This is a genomic window from Campylobacter sp. RKI_CA19_01122, from assembly GCF_025771325.1.
GTDB classification, from domain to species: domain Bacteria; phylum Campylobacterota; class Campylobacteria; order Campylobacterales; family Campylobacteraceae; genus Campylobacter_D; species Campylobacter_D lari_D.
In genome coordinates this window covers 73,185-92,571 of record NZ_JAKMPZ010000006.1, presented here as the reverse complement: position 1 = coordinate 92,571, position 19,387 = coordinate 73,185, and the positions used below count along the sequence as shown (strand labels likewise).

The window sequence follows — 19,387 nt, the reverse complement described above, 5'->3', positions numbered from 1 at the left end:
AATTTAATAAAATATAATTATAAGAAAATTAAGGAAAGCATGGTGCAAAAGATAGATCAATATATGCATGAATTTTTATCTGAATTAAATTACAAGCCTATTTTAACAATGAGTTCAAAACTTCAAGGCGGTAAAAAATTACGCTCAAAATTACTTTTAAAAATAGCTAGCGAAAACGATATTAGTTATAAAATTTGTGCCATTATAGAATTAATCCATGCTGCAAGCTTATTACATGATGATGTGATTGATGAAGCAAGATTAAGAAGAGGTGTAAAATCTATCAATGAACAATTTGGAGCCAAAAATGCTATCATGCTTGGAGATATTTTATACTCAAAAGCCTTCTATGAACTTTCTTTAATAGATTTAAAATTAGCAAAAATCATCTCCAATGCTGTTGTAAAGCTTTCCGTTGGCGAATTAATGGATGTAAATTTAAGCGAAACTTTCAATACCGATAAAAACGCTTATTTGCAAATGATATATAACAAAACAGCCGTTTTAATCGAAGCTAGTGCAAGATGTGGGGCTATACTTGCTAATTTAAATGAAGATGATTTTGCAGAATATGGTAAAAACTTGGGCTTGGCTTTTCAAATTGTAGATGATATTTTAGATATCAAAGGCGATGAACAAACCTTAGGCAAACCCGCCATGAATGATTTTAAAGAAGGTAAAACTACCCTTGCTTATATGTATTTATATGAAAAATTAAATCCACAAGATCAAGAAATACTTAAGTCTTATTACAAGAAAGATTTAAACATAGATGAACTTACTTGGATTAAAAATAAAATGCAAGAGCATGAAATTTTTAATCAAATTGGTCAAGAATTAAATACCTATGCAAATAATGCCTTAAAAGCCATAGAAAAATACAATATAAAAGATTTAGAAGATATTATTAAAAGTATGATAGAAAGGGAATTTTAATGCATTATTATTGTATCAGTTTTACGCACAAAAATACAGATATTGCTACTAGAGAAAAACTTTCCTTTTCCAATGAAGATAAAAAAAGAGAATTATTAAGATTAATCCATACTAATAATAAAATTCTAGAAAGTTTAGTGCTTAGCACTTGCAATAGAGTTGAAATTTTTCTTTTTATCGGAGAAATTGAAAATATCAATGAACATATTTTAAAAACACTTAGTTTACTTTGTGGGGTTGATAAAGAAAATTTAAGCACAAAAGCTGATTTTTATGAAGATAGTGGAGCTATCCATCATTTATTTTCTGTGGCAAGCTCACTTGATAGTTTAGTTATTGGAGAAACACAAATTGCTGGACAATTAAAAGATGCTTATAAATTTGCTCTACAAGAACAAAGATGTGGTGTGCATTTAACTAGAGCAGTCCATTATGCTTTTAAATGTGCAGCAAATATTAGAAATCAAACTGAAATTTCCAAAAATCCTATTTCAGTTGCTTCAGTAGCGGTAGCAAAAGCCAAAGAGCTTATCAATTTAGAAAATAAAACTGCAGTTGTAGTAGGTGCAGGGGAAATGAGCGAGTTAGCCTGTAAACATTTATTAAATGCTAAGGCCAAAGTATTGATATTAAATAGAGATATACAAAATGCCCAAAAGCTTTGTGAGGATTTGGGTGAAAATGCAAGTTGTGAAAGTATCGCAAATTTAAAAGAAGCATTAAATAAATATGAGATATTTTTTAGCGCCACAAATGCTCCACATGCTATCATAACTAATGACATATTAGAAGAAAAAGATTATAAAAGATATTTTTTTGATATAGCAGTGCCTAGGGATATTGATGTAAAAGCAAATGAAAAAAATATAGTTTATGCTGTTGATGATTTAGAAGAAGTTGTAAGAAAAAATTTAACACTAAGAGAACATCAAGCCCAGATTGCTTATTCTATAGTAGGCACTATGACAAATGAGTTTTTCCAACATCTAAGCAAACTAGCAACCTTACCTTTGGTTAAGCAATTACGCTTGCAAGCTGATGAAATCGCTAAAGAACAATTACAAAAGGCCATAGATAAAGGATATTTAAAACACTCAAATCATGAAGAAGCAAGAAAGCTTATAAGACAGGTGATGAATGTATTTTTACATCATCCTAGTGTAAATTTAAAAAAACTAAGTGGAACTATGCAAAATGACTCTGTTGTAAATGCCATGCGTTATGTGTTTGATTTAAAAAATGAAAGCATGGAAGGTTTAAACTTCTATAAATGTGAATTTAATTTGGAGAATAATCATGAAATTTAGTAAATTTTATGCCATAAGCACAAAAGAAAATCCAAAAGATGCTACCCTGCCAAGTCATATATTTTTAGTTAAGGGTGCTTTTGTAGAACAAATTGGAAGTGGTTTGTATAATTTTTTACCTTTAGGAAAAAGAGTTTTAGATAAGATTAAAAATATCATCAAAGAAGAAATGGATAAAGCAGGGGCTTTAGAAGTAAATTTAAGTTTTAATACCCCAGCTGAACTTTGGAAAGAAAGTGGGAGATTTAATGTTTTTGGTAAAGAGCTTTTACGCTTTAAAGATAGAAAAGAAAATGATTTTGTCTTAGGACCAACCCATGAAGAAGCCATAGTAGCTTTGGTTAGAAATAAAGTAAATTCTTACAAACAACTTCCTTTGCATTTATATCAAATAGGACTTAAATTTAGAGATGAGGCTAGACCTAGATTTGGACTTTTAAGATGTAGAGAATTTTTAATGAAAGATGGTTATAGTTTTCATAGCAGTGAAGCTGATTTAGACAAAGAATTTAATCTTATGCATGAAACTTATAGTAAAATTCTTACAAGATTAGGGCTTGAATTTAGAGCTGTTGAAGCTGATAGTGGGGCTATTGGTGGAAGCGGTTCAAAAGAATTTATGGTTTTGGCTAAAAATGGCGAAGATGATATATTATTATGCGAGCATTGTGATTATGCTGCAAATATTGAAGCAGCAAAAAGAGCTAAAAAAAGTTGTGAAGATGAAAGGCCAGAAGCTGATTTTGCTACACAATTTCACACTCCAAATGTAAAAACTATAGAAGAATTGGCAGAATTTTTTAAAATTAATCCTTACTATACTGTTAAAGCTATTGCTAAAAAAGCTATTTATGAAAATGAAGAAAAAATTGTAGTATTTTTTATACGCGGCGATGATGAACTGCAAGAAGTTAAAGCACTAAATGCAGCAAATGCATTAGAATTAGTTGATATAAGTGAAGAAGAATTAGAAAAAGCAGGTTTGGTACCAGGATTTATCGGCTTTGTAGGATTAAATGGAGTTGATTTTTATATTGATCGTGAGCTTGAAAATGAAACAAATATGATTATTGGAGCAAATAAAAAAGATTATCATTTAGTCGGAATCAATGTTGTAAATTTAAATAAAGAACGCTTTAAAGATCTTACCGCAGTTAAAGAGTATGATCTTTGTCCAAAATGTCAGCACAAGCTTAAACAAAGCAAAGGTATTGAAGTAGGACATATTTTCAAACTTGGAAATAAATACTCAAAAGCAATGAATGCAAGCTATTTAGATGAAAATGGTAAAGCTCAATTTTTCACTATGGGTTGTTATGGTATGGGGGTGAGCCGTTTAGTAGCTGTTGCTATAGAAGCAAGCCATGATGAAAAAGGTTGTATTTGGAATAAAACTCTAGCTCCTTTTGTTTTAGATATTATCGTTTCTAATATAAAAGATACAAAAGCTATGGAATTTGCCGAGCAAATTTATACTCATTTTAAAGATAAAGAAATTTTGTTTGATGATAGAAATGAGCGTTTTGGTGTAAAGATTAATGATTTTGAATTAATGGGCTTTCCTTATGCTTTAGTTATAGGTAAAGGCTTAGAAAGCGATGAAGTAGAGTTAATCCATAGAAATACCTTAGAAAAACAAGTTTTAAAAACCCAAGAAGTAATTTCACACTTAGAGAAAATTTTATGATAGCAAAAACAAATTTAAGTGCTTTTTTGATTTTAGAATTGATTGCTAGTATTTTATTTATAGTCTTTTTTGGTTTTTTAAATTTTTTTATGATAGTTTTTGCAAGTATGTTTTTAGGAGCAATGTTTTTAGCAAAGACTTGGACAAATCTCATAACTATGCAAAATGCCAATACTAATTTATTTGGTATGATTAAATTATTTTCCTTAACTATAGTTGGAATTTTACTTTTAATACCAGGAATTTTAAGCACATTTTTGGGAATTTTACTCTTATTTTTTATGATGATATTAAAATTATTTACAAAACAAAAAAGAAAATATCATCAAACAAACAACGAAGAAGAAATCATAGATGTAGAAATCATACAGGAGCATAAAAAATGCAATTAATCATCGCAACAAGAAAAAGCCAACTTGCATTATGGCAAAGTGAATATATAAAAAATAAATTATTACAAACACATTCTGATTTAGAAATTTCTTTAGAGGGTTTTAAAACTAAAGGTGATGTTTTACTTGATTCTCCTTTAGCTAAAATAGGCGGAAAAGGACTTTTTACAAAAGAACTTGAAGAAAGTATGTTAAGAGGTGATTCACACTTAGCTGTGCATAGCTTAAAAGATGTGCCAAGCTTCTTTCCTGATGGCTTAGTTTTAGCTGCTATTTCAAAAAGAGAAGTGGTAAATGATGCTTTTTTAAGTGAGTATTATGAAAGCTTAAATGCTCTTCCAAAAGGTGCAAAAGTAGGCACTACAAGTCTTAGAAGAAGAATGCAGCTTTTAGCGTTAAGACCTGATTTAAATATCATTTCTTTAAGAGGTAATATCAACTCACGCTTAGAAAAACTTAAAGCTAAGGAATTTGATGCTATTATTTTAGCTCTAGCTGGCATTAAACGCTTGGATTTAGATAAAGAAATAAAGTACATTAGGGCTTTTGAACTTGATGAGATGATACCTGCAGCTTCTCAAGGAGCTTTAGGTATAGAAAGCATTGATGATAAACAAATTTTAAAATACCTTGAATGCTTAAACGATAAAAATGCCTTTGTAGAAACTTATATAGAAAGAGATTTTATAAAAACCCTAGAAGGTGGTTGTCAAGTACCTATAGGAATTAATGCAAAAATCATTGATGAAAAAATAGAAATTCGCGCCATAGTGGGCTTACCCGATGCAAGTAAAATTTTAAAAGAAAAAAGAGTGATTGATAAGCAAAATTACTCAAATGCAGGCGAGCTTTTAGCCAAAGAAATGATAGCAAAAGGTGCAAAAGAAATTTTAAAAGAAGCAGAGAGTATGATATAAATGCAAAAATTCATAGAGCTTTTAGAAAAAAATAATTTATTAAAAACCATCCATGAGCCAGTAGATGTAGAACTTGAAATGGCACATTTAGCTTATATAGAAGTTAAAAAAGAAGACTCTAAAGCCTTGCTTTTTACTAATGCAGTAAAAAATGGCAAAAAATACGATTATCCTGTATTATTAAATACTTTTTGCAGCAAAAAAGCTTTAAATTTAGCATTTGGAAAAGATTATGAAGATGTAGCTAAAGAAATTAGCTCTTTACTTAAAATGCACATACCGCAAAGCTTTGGTGCGAAATTAAATTTTTTAAAAACCTTGCTTGATTTAAAAAATATCCCACCAAAACGCATCAAAAAAGATGGAGAATTTAACTACAAAAGCTTAAATTCTTTATATGAAATACCTATTTTAAAAACTTGGGAAAAAGACGCTGCACCTTTTATCACTATGGGGCAAGTTTATACTCAAAGCATAAATGGAAAACAAAATAATCTTGGAATGTATCGCTTGCAAGTAGTTGATGAAAAAACCTTGCTTATGCATTGGCAAATTCACAAAGACGCGAGCCATTTTTTTCATGAGTATAAAAAAGCAAATCAAAAAATGCCAGTAAGTATAGCCATAGGTGGAGATCCTTTATATATTTGGTGTGCTCAAGCGCCTTTACCAAAAGGTATTTTTGAACTTTTACTTTATGGTTTTATTAAGAAAAAACCTGCTATTTTGGCAAAATGCAAAAGCAATCACCTCTATGTGCCTTATGATAGTGATTTTGTGATTGAAGGTTTTGTAAATCCAAATGAATTTGCACCCGAGGGACCTTTTGGAGATCATACAGGCTTTTATACTCCTATTGAACTTTGTCCTGTCTTAAAAGTAGAAAAAATCTTTGCTAAAAAAAATGCGATTTATCAAGCTACGGTTGTAGGAAAACCGCCTTTAGAAGATAAATACATGGGGCTTGGTACAGAAAGAGTTTTTCTACCTTTACTTCAAACTAACGCACCTGATTTGATAGATTATAACATGCCTGAAAATGGAGTTTTTCATAATTTAATCTTAGCCAAAATAGAAGCAAAATATCCAGCTCATGCAAAACAAGTAATGCATACTTTTTGGGGAGTAGGGCAAATGAGTTTTGTAAAACATGCTATTTTTGTCGATGAAAATGCACCTTGCTTGCAAGATTATGACAAGCTCATACCTTATATACTTAATCGCTTTGATGAAGAAAAATTACTCATAAGTGAAGGAATTTGCGATCAACTCGATCATGCTTCAAGCACTTATTGTTACGGTGGTAAAGCAGGACTTGATGCGTGTGGTGATGAGAAAAAAGTTGAACTTGAAATTCTAAGTGATGAAGCTTTGTTTTCACTTTTTAAAGAAAAAGATCAAAATATTTTAAAATTAAAACAATTTTACACCCAAACCTTTGCTCCAATTTGTGTGATCTTAATTGATAAAAAAGAAAAAATTGCTCAAATTTTTGAAAAACTACAAATTTATAAAAAACATTTTAGAATTTTAGTTTTTTTAGATTCAGATGCTATTTTGGAAAATCCTTATATGTTAATTTGGCGTGTGGTAAATAATATCGATGCAAAAAGAGATATATTTATCAAAAAAGATTGTGTTGCAATTGATGCGACAAATAAAGGATCATTAGAAGATTATCATAAAGAGTGGCCTTTAATGACAAATTGCTCCAAAGAAGTTATAGACAGACTTATTGCAAAAAAATTACTTGTAAATGATGAAAAATTCTTCAAAAAGTTTGAAATTTTTTAATTTTAAACTTTTTGAGAACACTTTTTGCTTATTAAATATATATTTTTAATTTAAATATTAAGTTTTTTAAAATTGTGTCGATAATGTGTTTTAGAGTCTTTTAAAAAGGAGTTTAAAATGGACATTAGCAATATTCAAAGAGATACAAATATAACTCATTTTAACACAAAAAGTGTTGAAAAGCCATCTCAAGAGAATAAGCAACAGGTTGATTTAAATGATCAAGATGAGAATTTAAATGAAAAATTAAAAAACGCAACAGAAAAACTTAATAGACAAATGGAAACATTGGAAACAAATGTGCGTTTTGCGTATAATGATAAAATAAACGAAATGTATGTAAATGTCACCGAAAAAGACACAGGTAGGTTAATACGCAAAATTCCTAGTGAAGAAGTTATGAAATTAATAGAACATTTTAAAGGTGTTATTGGCACCATTTTTGATAAGGAGAGTTAATCATGGCAGTAGGTAGTTTAGGAAGCTTAGGTATAGGTTCAGGAGTTTTAACAAGCGATACACTTAATAAGCTTAAAGAAGCAGAAATGAATGCTCACTTAAAGCTTTATAACACGCAACTTGAAACTAACACTTCAAGACAAAAAGACTTAGCAGAGCTTGAAGCTAAACTACTTGCTTTTCAAACTGCTGTAAATAGTCTTGGCGATACTTCTCAATTTAATAAAAAGAAAGTTTCTCCTAGTGTAAGTGGCGATAGTGCTGCTGCTAGCTTGGTTGTAGGCTCTTTATCTAATCTTTCAAATATGAAAGTCATAGTCGATCAACTTGCTCAAAAAGATGTTTATCAAAGCAATGGTTTTAAAGACAAAACCTCTACCGTCATGGGCAGTTTAGGTATAGAAGGTGATTCTAACGGCAAAGCTTCTTTTACTATCACCCAAGATGGAAAAGACTATAAAATAGAAATCGATAAAAGTACAACCGTAGCTCAACTTGCTGAAAAAATCAATTCCGCCACAGGTGGTAAAATAGAAGCTAAGCTAGTAAATACTGGAGATAGAGACAATCCTTATCGTTTAGTAGTACAAAGCACTGAAACAGGAACTAAAAATAATATTTCTTTTTCAGGTGATGATAAGCTTTTAAAAGCTATGGGTTGGGAGCTTGATAAAAATAGCATTAGTGCGGGTGGTTTATATGGTTTTAGACCAACAGGTACTGAAAATAAAGATAAAGATAAAATAAGTGGAACATTTAGCGGAAATCCTGAAGATAAATTACTTAGTTCGGCAGAAGAAAGCACTTCTTTTACTTTTGTTATTAAAAATGGTGAAAGATATGATAGATTTACTATTGATATAGACGAGAACACTACTTATAAGAGCTTAGCAGAAGATTTAAAAAAACAAACTAATGGAAAAGTGGAATTAAGCTTTGATGAGAGTAAAAAGACTTTTACATTTAGAGCTACTAATGGTGGTGAATTAAGTCTTTTTGATGGTGGCTATGCAACTGATGCTGAAGGAAATATTGACCAAGCTAATTATGCTAGAGATAACAAAGCTACTTCACTATTGAAAAATAAATTTGGCATTGAATTAGATACAAGCACACCACAAGGCTACAATGTTTCCAAAGACAATGAAAACCATATCCAAAAAGGTATGGATGCTATCTTTAGTGTAGATGGTGTTAAGATGATTAGATCAACTAATACCATCACAGATATAGGACCTGATATTACCCTAGAGCTTAAACAAAAGGGTGAAATTAGTTTCAATGTTACTCAAGATACTGAAGCCATAGCACAATCTTTAGAAAGTTTAGCTACTGCTTATAATGATTTGATGATCAATCTTAATGCAGCGACAAAATACGATCCTGATGCAGGGACAAAAGGAAATTTCGTAGGTGTAAGCTCGATTTATAATATAAAATCACAAATTAACAATATTTTGCTTCAAACTATCACAGTAGATGGAACAATCACAGTTGGAGATAGTGATACTTCAGATGGTGTTAAAGTTTCTTCAAAAGTAAGTTTATCTCTAGCTGATTATGGTTTAACTTTAAATGATGGGGTTTTAACCTTTGACTCCGGAAAATTTAATGCTAAATTTAACGAAGATCCTGAAATGGCTGAGAAATTTTTCGTAGGACACAATGGCTTTGAAGACATCGATCTAACAGGAGATAGAGTAAGTAAGTTTGGTGAAAATGATATAGAATTCAAAGAAGGTAGTTTTACCATTACTTATAATGATGAAACTATAGATTTAAGTAAAACTGCCAATGGAGATCCTTTTAAACTAACAGGAAAAGATGATATAGAAAAAGCTAAAAATTTAGTTGATCATATAAATAGTTTTGGCTTAGAAGGTTTAGAGGCTAGTTTTGAAATCATTAATCAAGGTAACGATAATCAGCAAATTCAATTTAGAATCAAAGGAACATCAGGAAGTAACCTAGAAATTCAAGGCGATAAAGACTTTTTGAAAAAATTTGGCTTAAGTCCAAAAACTATATATTCAGTTTATAAAGAAGAAACTGGAACCTTTGGGGTATTAAAAAACACTATGGGTGAGATGATGAGCTCTGATGGTTCTTTTGGGGGTTATAAAGACTCTTTAACCAAAGAATCAAAAAATCTAAACGAAACTATAGAAAATACTAAAAAATCCATAGAAAGCAGATATGACACAATGTGGTCAAGATGGGCAGCATATGATGGTATAATTGCAAAATTAAATAACCAAGCAAGTGTTATTACAAATATGATTAATGCAGCAAATAATCAAAATTCTTAAAAAATAGAGAGGATTTAAATGCTAAATAGTGCAGTATATAATGCGTATTCACAAAATCAAACTGGTGTAGAATCCCAAGAAAAACTTATAGAGATGTTATATAGCGGGATTTTACGCTTTGCAAGTAGGATAAAAATAGCTATTCAAAATGGAAATATAGAAGAAAGAGTGTATTATGTAAAAAGAGCTAGTGCTATTTTTATAGAATTGTTAAATTGCCTTGATTATGAAAAAGGCGGAGAAATAGCACACTACTTAAGTGGCCTATACACTAGAGAATTACAACTTCTTTCTTTGGCAAATATAGAAAATAGTGAAGCAAGAGTAGATGAAGTTATCAATGTAGTCAAAGGCTTGTTAGAGGCTTGGAGAGAAGTTCATCAAAAATGAGTGAAAAAAAATGGATAGATGAGTTTAAACTAGCTGTATATACTGAAGATGTGGAAAAAATAGTTAAACTCATAGAAAAACCTGATTTTAAAGATTGTCCCAATGAGGCTTTGGCTCTTACTAATGAAGCAATAGCTTTTATGAAAAAAAAGCAAGATGAAGTAGCAAAAAATTTACAAAAACTCAAAAAAGCATCTGCTTATATAAAATAAAACATGGCGATAAGCCGAGTTCTGTCAAGAGCGATCATTTATCTAGACTTGTTTTTGCAAACAAGTTCAAGCGAAGGGTTATATTATAAGACTAAAACCACCCCTTCTTGCTGCGGATTGGGTTTACATAGCTAGCTTTGTTACCAAAGCTACTGGTAGGCTCTTACTCTACCGTTTCACCTTTTCCATATAATATGGTAGTTTTCTTTCTGTTGCACTTTCCCTTAGGTTACCCTAGCCATCCATTAGATGGAATCCTTGTCTTATTGCAGCTCGGACTTTCCTCTTCAAAAGAAGCGATCGCTTGCCATGTTTAGATAAATTTTATCAAAAAAATCATTTTTATACTAGAGTAAAAATAAGATTTAATGTAATTTTTAATTCATTTTCATATTTTACAAGCTCTAAATTTTTGACTTTTATATAAGGATCTAGTTCTTGCAAAAATTGCATTAAAAAATAAAAATCACCATTAAAACTCAATCTTAAATCATAATAAGTAAAATACCGATCTTGACTTTCATGACTTTGGATTTGTAAAAACCTTACTTTAGTGAGATTTTTTTCTATATTTTTTAAAACACTTTGATAATCTTTACTTTCTTCTAAGGATATTTCATTATCAAAAGATTGCAATTTTTCATCTTTAAAATCAAAAATCAATTCTTGTTTTTGCTCATATTTTGCTTGTAAAATAAATAACTCATCTTTTGATAATTTCATTTGTTTTTCGAAATACTCAAAAATACTCATATAGATTATAAAAAAACCAAATACAAAAGCCATTATCAAAGTCAATATAAATTCGCGTTTAGATAATCTCGTAAAGATATTTTCTAAATTTTCATAAAGATTTTTCAAAAACAAGAGTAATTTTTTCATCGTTAATTTCTTTATTTTTTAGCACAAAATGATATTTTTTAAAATCATCATAAAAATCATAATCTTTATTAAGCTTTATGATAAAATCATTATTTTTTATATATAAAGCTTCTATATAACTTTGATGAGAATTTAAGACTTTTAAAAAATTATAAAAATCCTTATAGCAGAGCGTATTTGCATAAAATTTTTGTAACAAATCAACTTTTTGTTCATTTTTTTCTTGTAATTTTTCAACTTCTTGATTTTGTTTTTGATTTATTTTTGCTTGCTCTAAGATATCATCTTGATTTTTGATTAAATTTTCATATTTTATTTTTTCTTTTTCATAAAATGATTTTTGCGTATATAAATACAAAGGATAAACTAAGGCTAGTAAAATCCCGCATGTAAAAGCTAATAAAATTTTAAAACTAAAAGATTTTAAATGATTTATTTTTGCTTTATTGGCAAAATTAATTTTAACTCGATCATATTTTTTTAATAATTTTTGATAGAAAGTATTACTATTAAATTTATCAAAACTGCTAAGATTTTGAGTATCGTCTATACTTATGATGTTTTTATATGTATTTTTTAATTTTTCATCATATATTTTACTATAAGTATTTAATGGCATAACTTTGCAATTTTGAAATTCACATCCCAAATACTCCACTAAAACTATGTATTTTTTCTTAAATAATAATGCAAGATTTTCACTATTTATATCATTCCTAAAATACACTTCAAAGAGCAGGGGTTCTGGGATTACATAATCAACATCTAAAATATCTTCATATTTGCACAAAAATACATGAGTAAAAGATTTATCTTGAAAATACTTTAGCTCATATGAAAAATCATCTTTAAGACCAAGTTCCTCAAAGCTCTTTTTTAAGATTTCATCTTCACTAATAGGATTTGTAAGTTTTACATATAAAAGTTTTTCATAAGTAAGAAAATCTTTTTTGGTGATTTTTTTACTCATCATAAAGGATTTTTTTGAGATTTTGCTCGTTTTTATGCCAATTTTTTTCTAATTGAACGAACAATTTTAGCATTACCTTTTTTTGCGCTAATTTTTCTATCTTCATCCTAGCTTCTTTACCTATACGCTTAATTGTAGCTCCATCTTTACCTAGTATCATTCCTTTATGAGAATTACTATCTGTAATGATGATAGCGTTAATATAATAAATTTGCTCAAGCTCTTTGATTTTTTCTATTTTTACTTCAGTGCTATAAGGAATTTCATCACTTAAATTTTCATATATGGCTTCTAAAATAAAATCTCTATAGATATCCTTTTCATTTGTGGTAGTAATAAACTCAGGATCAAAATAATACGGATGTTCAGGCAAATACTTAATCATCTCATCTAAGAGAATTTTTTTATAAAATTTTTGCTTAGCAGAATAGGGGATAATGGCGCTAAAATGTGAGTTAAACTGAGAATACTCGCTTAATTTTTTAAGTAAGACTTCTTTTTTTACCAAATCAACCTTATTGATTAATACAATATGCGGCACTTTAGGATTTAAACTTAAAAAATTTTCATAATCTTTAATATCATCATAAATACTAGCTACAAATAAAATCACATCACAATCTGCAATGCTTTTAATCGCCAAATCAATCATAAGCTGATTCATAGCTTTAGAGCTTGCATGCAAGCCTGGTGTATCTATAAAAATAAGCTGATGATTCTCATGCATTATAATTGCATTAATCTTTCTTCTTGTGGCATTTTGCTTATGAGAAACCATAGCCACTTTTTCTTCTAATAAAGAATTAAGGATAGAACTTTTTCCCGCATTAGTTCTACCCACTATGCTTATAAAGCCACTTTTCACAAGATATACCTAGCTAAATCTTTATTTTCTATGATATCTCCAAGTTTAACTTGCACTTTAAAATCATCTATTTTATAAACTTTACCTGCATATTCATCTGCTTCAAAACTAATATCTTCCAAAAGTTTTTCCACCACCGTGTGTAAGCGTCTTGCGCCAATATCTTGCATTTCTTCATTAGCCTTGCTTGCTATTTTTGCTATTTCTCTAATAGCCTCATCTTCAAAAACAAGCTCTACATTTTCAGTTTTTAAAAGCTCAATGTATTGTGTTAGTAATGAATTTTTAGGTCTTGTTAAAATAGCATATAAAGCATCCTCATCTAGCGAATCAAGCTCAACCCTTAAAGGAAAACGCCCTTGAAGTTCAGGGATTAAATCACTTGGCTTGCTTAGATGAAAAGCACCTGCTGCGATAAATAAAATATGATCAGTTTTTAAAGGTCCAAATTTAGTTTGTATAGTACTACCTTCAACTATAGGAAGCAAATCTCTTTGCACCCCTTCTTTACTTGGATCTTGGCGGTTTGAATTTGAGCTTGAAACTGCTACTTTATCTATCTCATCGATAAAAATAATCCCTTCATTTTCAGCTCTTCTTAAAGCCTCGCCTTTAATACTTTCCATATCAAGAATTTTTTCACTTGCTTCTTGAGCTAAAGCTATTCTTGCATCTTTTACTTTCATTTCTTTTTTAACTTTTTTGTTACCCACACCAATAACTTTCACTATATCTTGCATAGCACCCATTTCAGGTGGTAAATTTGGATTAGTATCAAACACGCTTTGTGAAATTTCAACTTCTATTGTGCTATCATCTAAATCACCAGCTTTTAATTTCACGCGCATTTTTTCTAAAGAATTTTGATACTCTTCTTGTTTTTCTTCACTAACACCCTTTGGTAAAGGTGGTAAAAGTTTTTCTAAAATTTTATTTTCTATAAATTCATTAATTTTGTCTTTATTTTTTTCTTTTTCTTCGTTTTTTACCAAATTTAAAGCAGCATTAGCTAAATCTCTAACCATGCTCTCTACATCACGCCCAACAAAACCAACTTCAGTATATTTACTTGCTTCAACTTTTACAAAAGGAAGTCCCATCATCTTAGCAAGGCGTCTTGCAATCTCTGTTTTACCAACCCCAGTTGATCCTATCATTAAAATATTTTTTGGCATGATATCATCTTGAAGTTCAGAGCTAAGCTGCATTCTTCTATAACGATTTCTTAAAGCAATTGCTATGATTTTTTTGGCGTTTTTTTGTCCAATTACATAATCATCTAAAAATTTTACAATCTCTTTTGGAGTTAAATTCATTTATCATCCTCAATTACATAAGTTTTAATATTTGTATTAGTATAAATGCAAATTTCACCAGCTATTTGCAAGCTTTCTTTGACTAATTCTTCTTCATCTAAATTTGAATGTTTGGCTAAAGCTCTTGCAGCAGAAAGTGCATAATTACCCCCACTACCAATAGCGGCTATAGCACCATCTTCAGGCTCAACTACATCTCCAGTTCCTGAAAGTAAAAATATATGATCTCTATCTAATACCAACATCATTGCTTCAAGTTTTCTTAGGTATTTATCCTTACGCCATTCTTTTGAAAAATCTATTGCAGCTTTTAATAAATCACCCTTAGAACTAGAAAGTAGTTTTTCAAACATATCAAAAAGATTAAAAGCATCAGCGGTGCTTCCTGCAAAACCTGCTAATACTTTTCCATTGTTTAATTTTCTAATTTTAACTGCATTGTTTTTTAAAACAGTGTTTCCAAAACTTACTTGTCCATCTCCACCAATTACAGACTTATTTTTACCTTTATAAGCTAAAATTGTAGTTGCGTGAAACATTATTCTCCTTTAACTTCTAGCTTAAATACAGCATGAATTGCATGGCCTAATTTTGCTGAAATTTCATGCACACCAAGCTCTTTTATGGTATCACATTCTAAGCTTTTTTTATCAAGCTCTATACCTTTTTGATCTTTTAATGCATGTGCGATTTCATCTTTAGTAACCCCACCAAACAAGCTTCCATTAGCTCCCACAGGCTTAGCTATACAAATAGTGATTTTAGATAATTCCTCTTTTAATTTTTCCAAATTTGCAAGTTCAAATCTTAAATTTTCAGCCTTTTTCTTTTGCTCTGCTTCATATTGTTTTAAAACTTCATGCGTAGCAGCTTTGGCAAAACCTTTGGCAATCAAAAAATTTTGTCCATATCCATCTTTTACTTCTTTAACTTCTCCTGCTTTTCCTAAGCTTTTTACATCTTTAATTAATAATACTTTCATTGTTTTCCTTTTTAAAATTTTCTTCCATTTTTACCTGCGATGATAAATCTCAAAGCATTTAATCTTATAAAGCCTGCTGCATCTTTTTGATCATACACAGCATCTTCTTCAAAAGTACAATAAGCCTCGCTAAATAAGCTATCATTCGCACTTTCTCTGCCTATTACCATTACATTGCCTTTATATAATTCAAGTTTAACTTTGCCATTTATATATTTTTGCGACTCATCAATTAAAGCTTGAAGCATTAATCTTTCAGGCGAGAACCAATAGCCATTATAAATTAAACTTGCATATTTTGGCATTAATTCATCTTTTAAATGTGCTGCTTCTCTATCAAGAGTGATACTTTCTATAGCACGGTGTGCTTTTAAAAGTATGCTTCCACCCGGAGTTTCATAACAACCTCTACTTTTCATACCCACATAGCGATTTTCAACAATATCAAGACGACCTATACCATGTTTTGCACCAAGCTCATTAAGTTTTGCCAAAAGTTGTGCGGGAGACATTTTTTCTCCATTAATAGCACATAAATCGCCTTTACTAAACTCAAGCTCTATCACTTCGCTTTCATTTGGAGTTTCTTTTAAATCTTTCACCCAACGCCACATATCCGCTTCAGGTTTAGCAGCAGGATCTTCAAGTACTAAACCCTCATAAGAAATATGCAATAAATTTGCATCCATAGAATAAGGTGACTTACCTGGCTTTTTAGCTATATCAATACCATGTTTTTGCGCATAAGCTAAAAGTTTTTCACGGCTATTTAAATCCCATTCTCTCCAAGGAGCAATAATGGCTAAATTTGGATTTAGCGCCAAAGCACCTAATTCAAAACGCACTTGATCATTTCCTTTACCTGTTGCTCCATGACTAATAGCATCTGCATTAGTTTTATTTGCTATTTCTACTAAAGCTTTTGCTATCAAAGGTCTTGCTATACTTGTACCTAGTAAATATTCTCCTTCATAAATAGCATTTGCTCTAAACATAGGAAACACATAATCTTTTACAAATTCATCTTTTAAATCTTGAATAAAAATATTTTCTTCTTTTACACCCAAAGAAAGCGCTTTTTTTCTAGCAGGTTCAAGCTCTTCGCCTTGTCCAATATCTGCTGTGAAAGTTACTACTTCACATTTATACTCATCTTGTAGCCATTTTAAAATTATACTTGTATCAAGTCCGCCAGAATATGCTAAAACTACTTTTTTAATATCTTTTTTCATTGTCTTTCCTCTTTGTAAAAAAATGATTGTAAAATTTAACGAATTTAGCTTAATATAATGTAAAATATTTAGACATTTTATAACATTTTCTTGTATTTTTTGATAAAATATTTTTATGAGAATAGATAAATTTTTAAATGTAGTTAATATTACTAAGCGTCGTGCTATTTCAGAAGATATGTGTAAAAGTGGTGTAGTAAGTATAAACAATCAAGTAGTTAAAGCTAGTAAAGAAGTAAAAATTGGCGATGAAATAAGCATTAAATTTATAGAATATACCAATACCTATAAAGTCTTAGATATACCAACAACCAAAAGCATACCAAAAGCTATGCAAGAAAAATATGTGGTAAAAATCCAATGAAAGAAATGATTTTAAGCCAAAATGAGCTTTATAAGCTTTGTGAAATTTTACCTAAAAATGGAGTTATTTTACTTCAAGGGGATTTAGCAAGCGGTAAAACTACTTTAGTGCAAAATTATGCTCAATTTCTTGGAGTAGAAAAAACGCTTAATTCTCCTACATTTTCTATCATGCAAGAGTATGATTTTCAACAAGGTAAAATGTATCATTATGATATTTATCAAGAAGGTTTTGATGGGCTTTTAAAAAATGGCTTGATTGAAAATTTTTTTGAAGATGGTTTGCATTTGGTAGAGTGGGGTGATGAAAAATTAAAAAAATATTTAGATAAATATCAAATTTTTAATATAATTTTACAAATCATTCCTTATGAAAATAAAAGAAAGTATATAATACATGAGTAAGCTAGAAGCTAGAAATTTAGAAAAAATCATTAAAAAAACTAAAATCATACACGATGTTTCGCTAGAAGTGCAAAGTGGAGAAGTTGTAGGACTTTTAGGGCCTAATGGAGCAGGAAAAACTACGAGTTTTTATATGATATGTGGGCTTATTTTACCAACAAGTGGACAGGTGTTTTTAGACTCACAAGATATCACAAAAGAACCGCTTAATAAAAGAGCAAAGCTTGGCATTGGGTATTTACCTCAAGAAAGTAGTGTTTTTAAAGACTTAAGCGTAGAAGAAAATTTACTTTTAGCCGCCCAAGTAATATATAAGGATAAAAATTTATTAGAACAAAAGATAGAACAAATGCTAGAATTACTTAGCATAGAGCCTATTAGGCACAGAAAAGGTATGAGCTTAAGCGGGGGTGAAAGAAGGCGTTGTGAAATCGCAAGATCACTTATGTGTGATCCTAAATTTTTACTTTTAGATGAACCATTTGCTGGGGTTGATCCTATCGCAGTGAGTGAAATTCAAAGCTTGATTAATGATTTAAAAGCTATGAATATAGGTGTTTTAATCACTGATCATAATGTAAGAGAAACTTTAGCAATTTGCGATAGAGCTTATGTGATTAGAAGTGGAAGGTTGCTAGCTAGTGGTAATGCTAATGAAATTGCGCATAATGAAGATGTTAAAAAATATTATCTTGGAAGTGAGTTTAGACTTGAATAATGCTTAAACAAAAAACCTCTATAACACAAAAAGCAAAACTATCACAAACCTTAAGATCTTGGCTTCCTATATTGCAAGCTAATATTGAAGATCTAAAAGAAAGTTTAGATGAATTTGCTAAAGAAAATCCTTTTATAGAGATCAAAGAAAACTCAAGCATTACAAACAATCAAAACAAGTATTATCAAGAGTATTTTAGTAAAAATACCACTACGCAAATGATTGATGCAAAAAGCTTGGAAGTAAAAAATGTATATGAACTTTTAAGCGAGCAAATCATACCACCATTTTTTCCCACTAAAAAATCCCAAACCATTGCTGAAAAAATCATAGAATGTTTAAATCATGAAGGTTATTTTGAATATGATGAAGAAATTTTAGGTGAATTTGATCCTTTAGAAGTAGAAAAAATCAGACAAAGATTTAAGTATCTTGAGCCTATTGGAGTAGGTGCAAAAGACAATCAAGAAGCTTTTATTTTTGCACTAGAACATTTTGACTTAGATGATGAGCTTTATGAGTTTTGCAAAATGTTAATTTTAAATTTAGAAAATGCAAAAGATTTTATCAAAGATCCTTTGTATAAAAAGGCTATAGCGATAATTAAAAAAATCTCCATTCCACCTTTTTTGGAGTATTTTGAAGAGAGCATGGAAATCATTCCTGATATATTTATTTATCAAGAAAATGGTGAAATTAAAATTAAAATTAATGATGATTATTATCCTGAAATTGCTTTTGAAGCAGATGGTTTAGATCATGAGTTTTTAAGTGCTTATTTAAAAGATGCAAAAAATTTAATCGATGCACTAGCTATGCGTAAAGCTACCCTTTATAAACTAGGGCTTATGATTATAGAATATCAATATGATTTTTTCATGGGTGGGGATATCAAACCTATGCAGCTTAAAGATTTAGCACAAGATCTTGAAAGAAATGCTTCTACTATTTCAAGGGCAATTGCAAACAAATACTTAAGTTGTGATAGAGGTTTAATACCTTTAAAATCTTTCTTTACCACCGCAGTTGATGATGGCGAAACTTCTAATGCTACAATCAAAGATTTTCTTAGTAATTTAATTAAAAAAGAAAATCCTAAAAAACCTTTGAGTGATTTGAAAATTCTTGAACTCACTCAAAAAGAATTCCCAAGTGTGCAACTAGGGCGTAGGACTATCACTAAATATCGTATGCAACTTGGTATAGGAAGCTCAAGTGAGCGTAAAAAATTATATGAATTGATGTAGGAAA

At 30.0% G+C, this 19,387-nt stretch carries 21 protein-coding genes and 1 other RNA gene; 14 read left to right on the top strand and 8 right to left on the bottom strand.

The window, feature by feature from the left end:
- The first annotated feature begins 42 nt into the window (after positions 1-42).
- The 10 genes from L8U37_RS04785 (at position 43) to L8U37_RS04740 (ending at position 10,403) form a co-directional block, all read left to right on the top strand.
- A complete protein-coding gene (locus L8U37_RS04785) occupies positions 43-936 on the top strand; it encodes a polyprenyl synthetase family protein (RefSeq protein ID WP_263661363.1) in 894 nt (297 codons plus the stop codon).
- Complete coding sequence (gene hemA, locus L8U37_RS04780; RefSeq protein ID WP_263728719.1) at positions 936-2,243, top strand: glutamyl-tRNA reductase; 1,308 nt, start codon at positions 936-938, stop codon at positions 2,241-2,243. The genes L8U37_RS04785 and hemA overlap by 1 nt, the downstream gene beginning before the upstream one ends.
- A complete protein-coding gene (locus L8U37_RS04775) occupies positions 2,230-3,930 on the top strand; it encodes a proline--tRNA ligase (RefSeq protein WP_263728728.1) in 1,701 nt (566 codons plus the stop codon). The genes hemA and L8U37_RS04775 overlap by 14 nt, the downstream gene beginning before the upstream one ends.
- Positions 3,927-4,322: an FxsA family protein gene (locus L8U37_RS04770; RefSeq protein WP_133318888.1), complete on the top strand. Its 396-nt coding sequence runs from the start codon at positions 3,927-3,929 to the stop codon at positions 4,320-4,322. The genes L8U37_RS04775 and L8U37_RS04770 overlap by 4 nt, the downstream gene beginning before the upstream one ends.
- Complete coding sequence (gene hemC, locus L8U37_RS04765) at positions 4,313-5,239, top strand: hydroxymethylbilane synthase (RefSeq protein ID WP_263728718.1); 927 nt, start codon at positions 4,313-4,315, stop codon at positions 5,237-5,239. Before L8U37_RS04770 ends, hemC begins: the two co-directional genes overlap by 10 nt.
- Complete coding sequence (locus tag L8U37_RS04760; protein ID WP_263728717.1) at positions 5,240-7,033, top strand: menaquinone biosynthesis decarboxylase; 1,794 nt, start codon at positions 5,240-5,242, stop codon at positions 7,031-7,033. It begins immediately after the preceding gene.
- Positions 7,034-7,150: 117 nt separating this feature from the next.
- A complete protein-coding gene (locus tag L8U37_RS04755; RefSeq protein ID WP_133318891.1) occupies positions 7,151-7,492 on the top strand; it encodes a FlaG family protein in 342 nt (113 codons plus the stop codon).
- Between the two features lie 2 nt (positions 7,493-7,494).
- Positions 7,495-9,801 carry a flagellar filament capping protein FliD gene (fliD, locus tag L8U37_RS04750; protein ID WP_263662448.1) on the top strand — a complete coding sequence of 769 codons (2,307 nt, stop codon included), beginning with the start codon at positions 7,495-7,497 and terminating at the stop codon, positions 9,799-9,801.
- Positions 9,802-9,819: 18 nt separating this feature from the next.
- Positions 9,820-10,191: a flagellar export chaperone FliS gene (gene fliS, locus L8U37_RS04745; RefSeq protein WP_133318893.1), complete on the top strand. Its 372-nt coding sequence runs from the start codon at positions 9,820-9,822 to the stop codon at positions 10,189-10,191.
- A complete protein-coding gene (locus tag L8U37_RS04740; RefSeq protein ID WP_263659841.1) occupies positions 10,188-10,403 on the top strand; it encodes a hypothetical protein in 216 nt (71 codons plus the stop codon). The genes fliS and L8U37_RS04740 overlap by 4 nt, the downstream gene beginning before the upstream one ends.
- On the opposite strand, the gene rnpB is transcribed toward L8U37_RS04740, so the two are convergent.
- The 8 genes from rnpB to L8U37_RS04700 form a co-directional block, all read right to left on the bottom strand.
- Positions 10,398-10,719: RNase P RNA component class A (rnpB, locus tag L8U37_RS04735), an RNA gene on the bottom strand. The genes L8U37_RS04740 and rnpB overlap by 6 nt on opposite strands.
- Before the next feature lie 26 nt (positions 10,720-10,745).
- Positions 10,746-11,285: a hypothetical protein gene (locus L8U37_RS04730; protein WP_263662447.1), complete on the bottom strand. Its 540-nt coding sequence runs from the start codon at positions 11,283-11,285 to the stop codon at positions 10,746-10,748.
- Entirely contained in the window at positions 11,248-12,258 is a 1,011-nt protein-coding gene (locus tag L8U37_RS04725; protein ID WP_263728716.1) for a hypothetical protein, read from the bottom strand. The genes L8U37_RS04730 and L8U37_RS04725 overlap by 38 nt, the downstream gene beginning before the upstream one ends.
- Entirely contained in the window at positions 12,248-13,120 is an 873-nt protein-coding gene (gene era / locus L8U37_RS04720; protein ID WP_263662445.1) for a GTPase Era, read from the bottom strand. The genes L8U37_RS04725 and era overlap by 11 nt, the downstream gene beginning before the upstream one ends.
- On the bottom strand, positions 13,117-14,436 hold the full coding sequence (gene hslU / locus L8U37_RS04715; protein ID WP_263672560.1) for an ATP-dependent protease ATPase subunit HslU: 1,320 nt from the start codon (positions 14,434-14,436) through the stop codon (positions 13,117-13,119). Before hslU ends, era begins: the two co-directional genes overlap by 4 nt.
- Positions 14,433-14,975, bottom strand: coding sequence for an ATP-dependent protease subunit HslV (hslV, locus tag L8U37_RS04710; protein WP_133318899.1), 543 nt, complete (start codon positions 14,973-14,975; stop codon positions 14,433-14,435). Before hslV ends, hslU begins: the two co-directional genes overlap by 4 nt.
- Positions 14,975-15,418, bottom strand: a complete 444-nt coding sequence (gene rplI / locus L8U37_RS04705) for a 50S ribosomal protein L9 (protein ID WP_039618280.1) — start codon at positions 15,416-15,418, stop codon at positions 14,975-14,977. Before rplI ends, hslV begins: the two co-directional genes overlap by 1 nt.
- A gap of 11 nt (positions 15,419-15,429) precedes the next feature.
- Entirely contained in the window at positions 15,430-16,650 is a 1,221-nt protein-coding gene (locus L8U37_RS04700) for an argininosuccinate synthase (RefSeq protein ID WP_263728715.1), read from the bottom strand.
- Positions 16,651-16,765: 115 nt separating this feature from the next.
- Here L8U37_RS04700 and L8U37_RS04695 point away from each other — a divergent pair, with 115 nt between their 5' ends.
- From L8U37_RS04695 to L8U37_RS04680, 4 genes are read left to right on the top strand one after another with little or no spacing between them, the layout of a single operon-like run.
- Positions 16,766-17,014, top strand: coding sequence for an RNA-binding S4 domain-containing protein (locus L8U37_RS04695; RefSeq protein ID WP_066007995.1), 249 nt, complete (start codon positions 16,766-16,768; stop codon positions 17,012-17,014).
- On the top strand, positions 17,011-17,418 hold the full coding sequence (gene tsaE / locus L8U37_RS04690) for a tRNA (adenosine(37)-N6)-threonylcarbamoyltransferase complex ATPase subunit type 1 TsaE (protein WP_220566375.1): 408 nt from the start codon (positions 17,011-17,013) through the stop codon (positions 17,416-17,418). Before L8U37_RS04695 ends, tsaE begins: the two co-directional genes overlap by 4 nt.
- Positions 17,411-18,136 (top strand): LPS export ABC transporter ATP-binding protein, encoded by a 726-nt coding sequence (lptB, locus tag L8U37_RS04685; RefSeq protein ID WP_039618272.1) that lies wholly within the window; start codon positions 17,411-17,413, stop codon positions 18,134-18,136. The genes tsaE and lptB overlap by 8 nt, the downstream gene beginning before the upstream one ends.
- A complete protein-coding gene (locus tag L8U37_RS04680) occupies positions 18,136-19,383 on the top strand; it encodes an RNA polymerase factor sigma-54 (RefSeq protein WP_133318902.1) in 1,248 nt (415 codons plus the stop codon). The genes lptB and L8U37_RS04680 overlap by 1 nt, the downstream gene beginning before the upstream one ends.
- Positions 19,384-19,387: the final 4 nt, after the last annotated feature.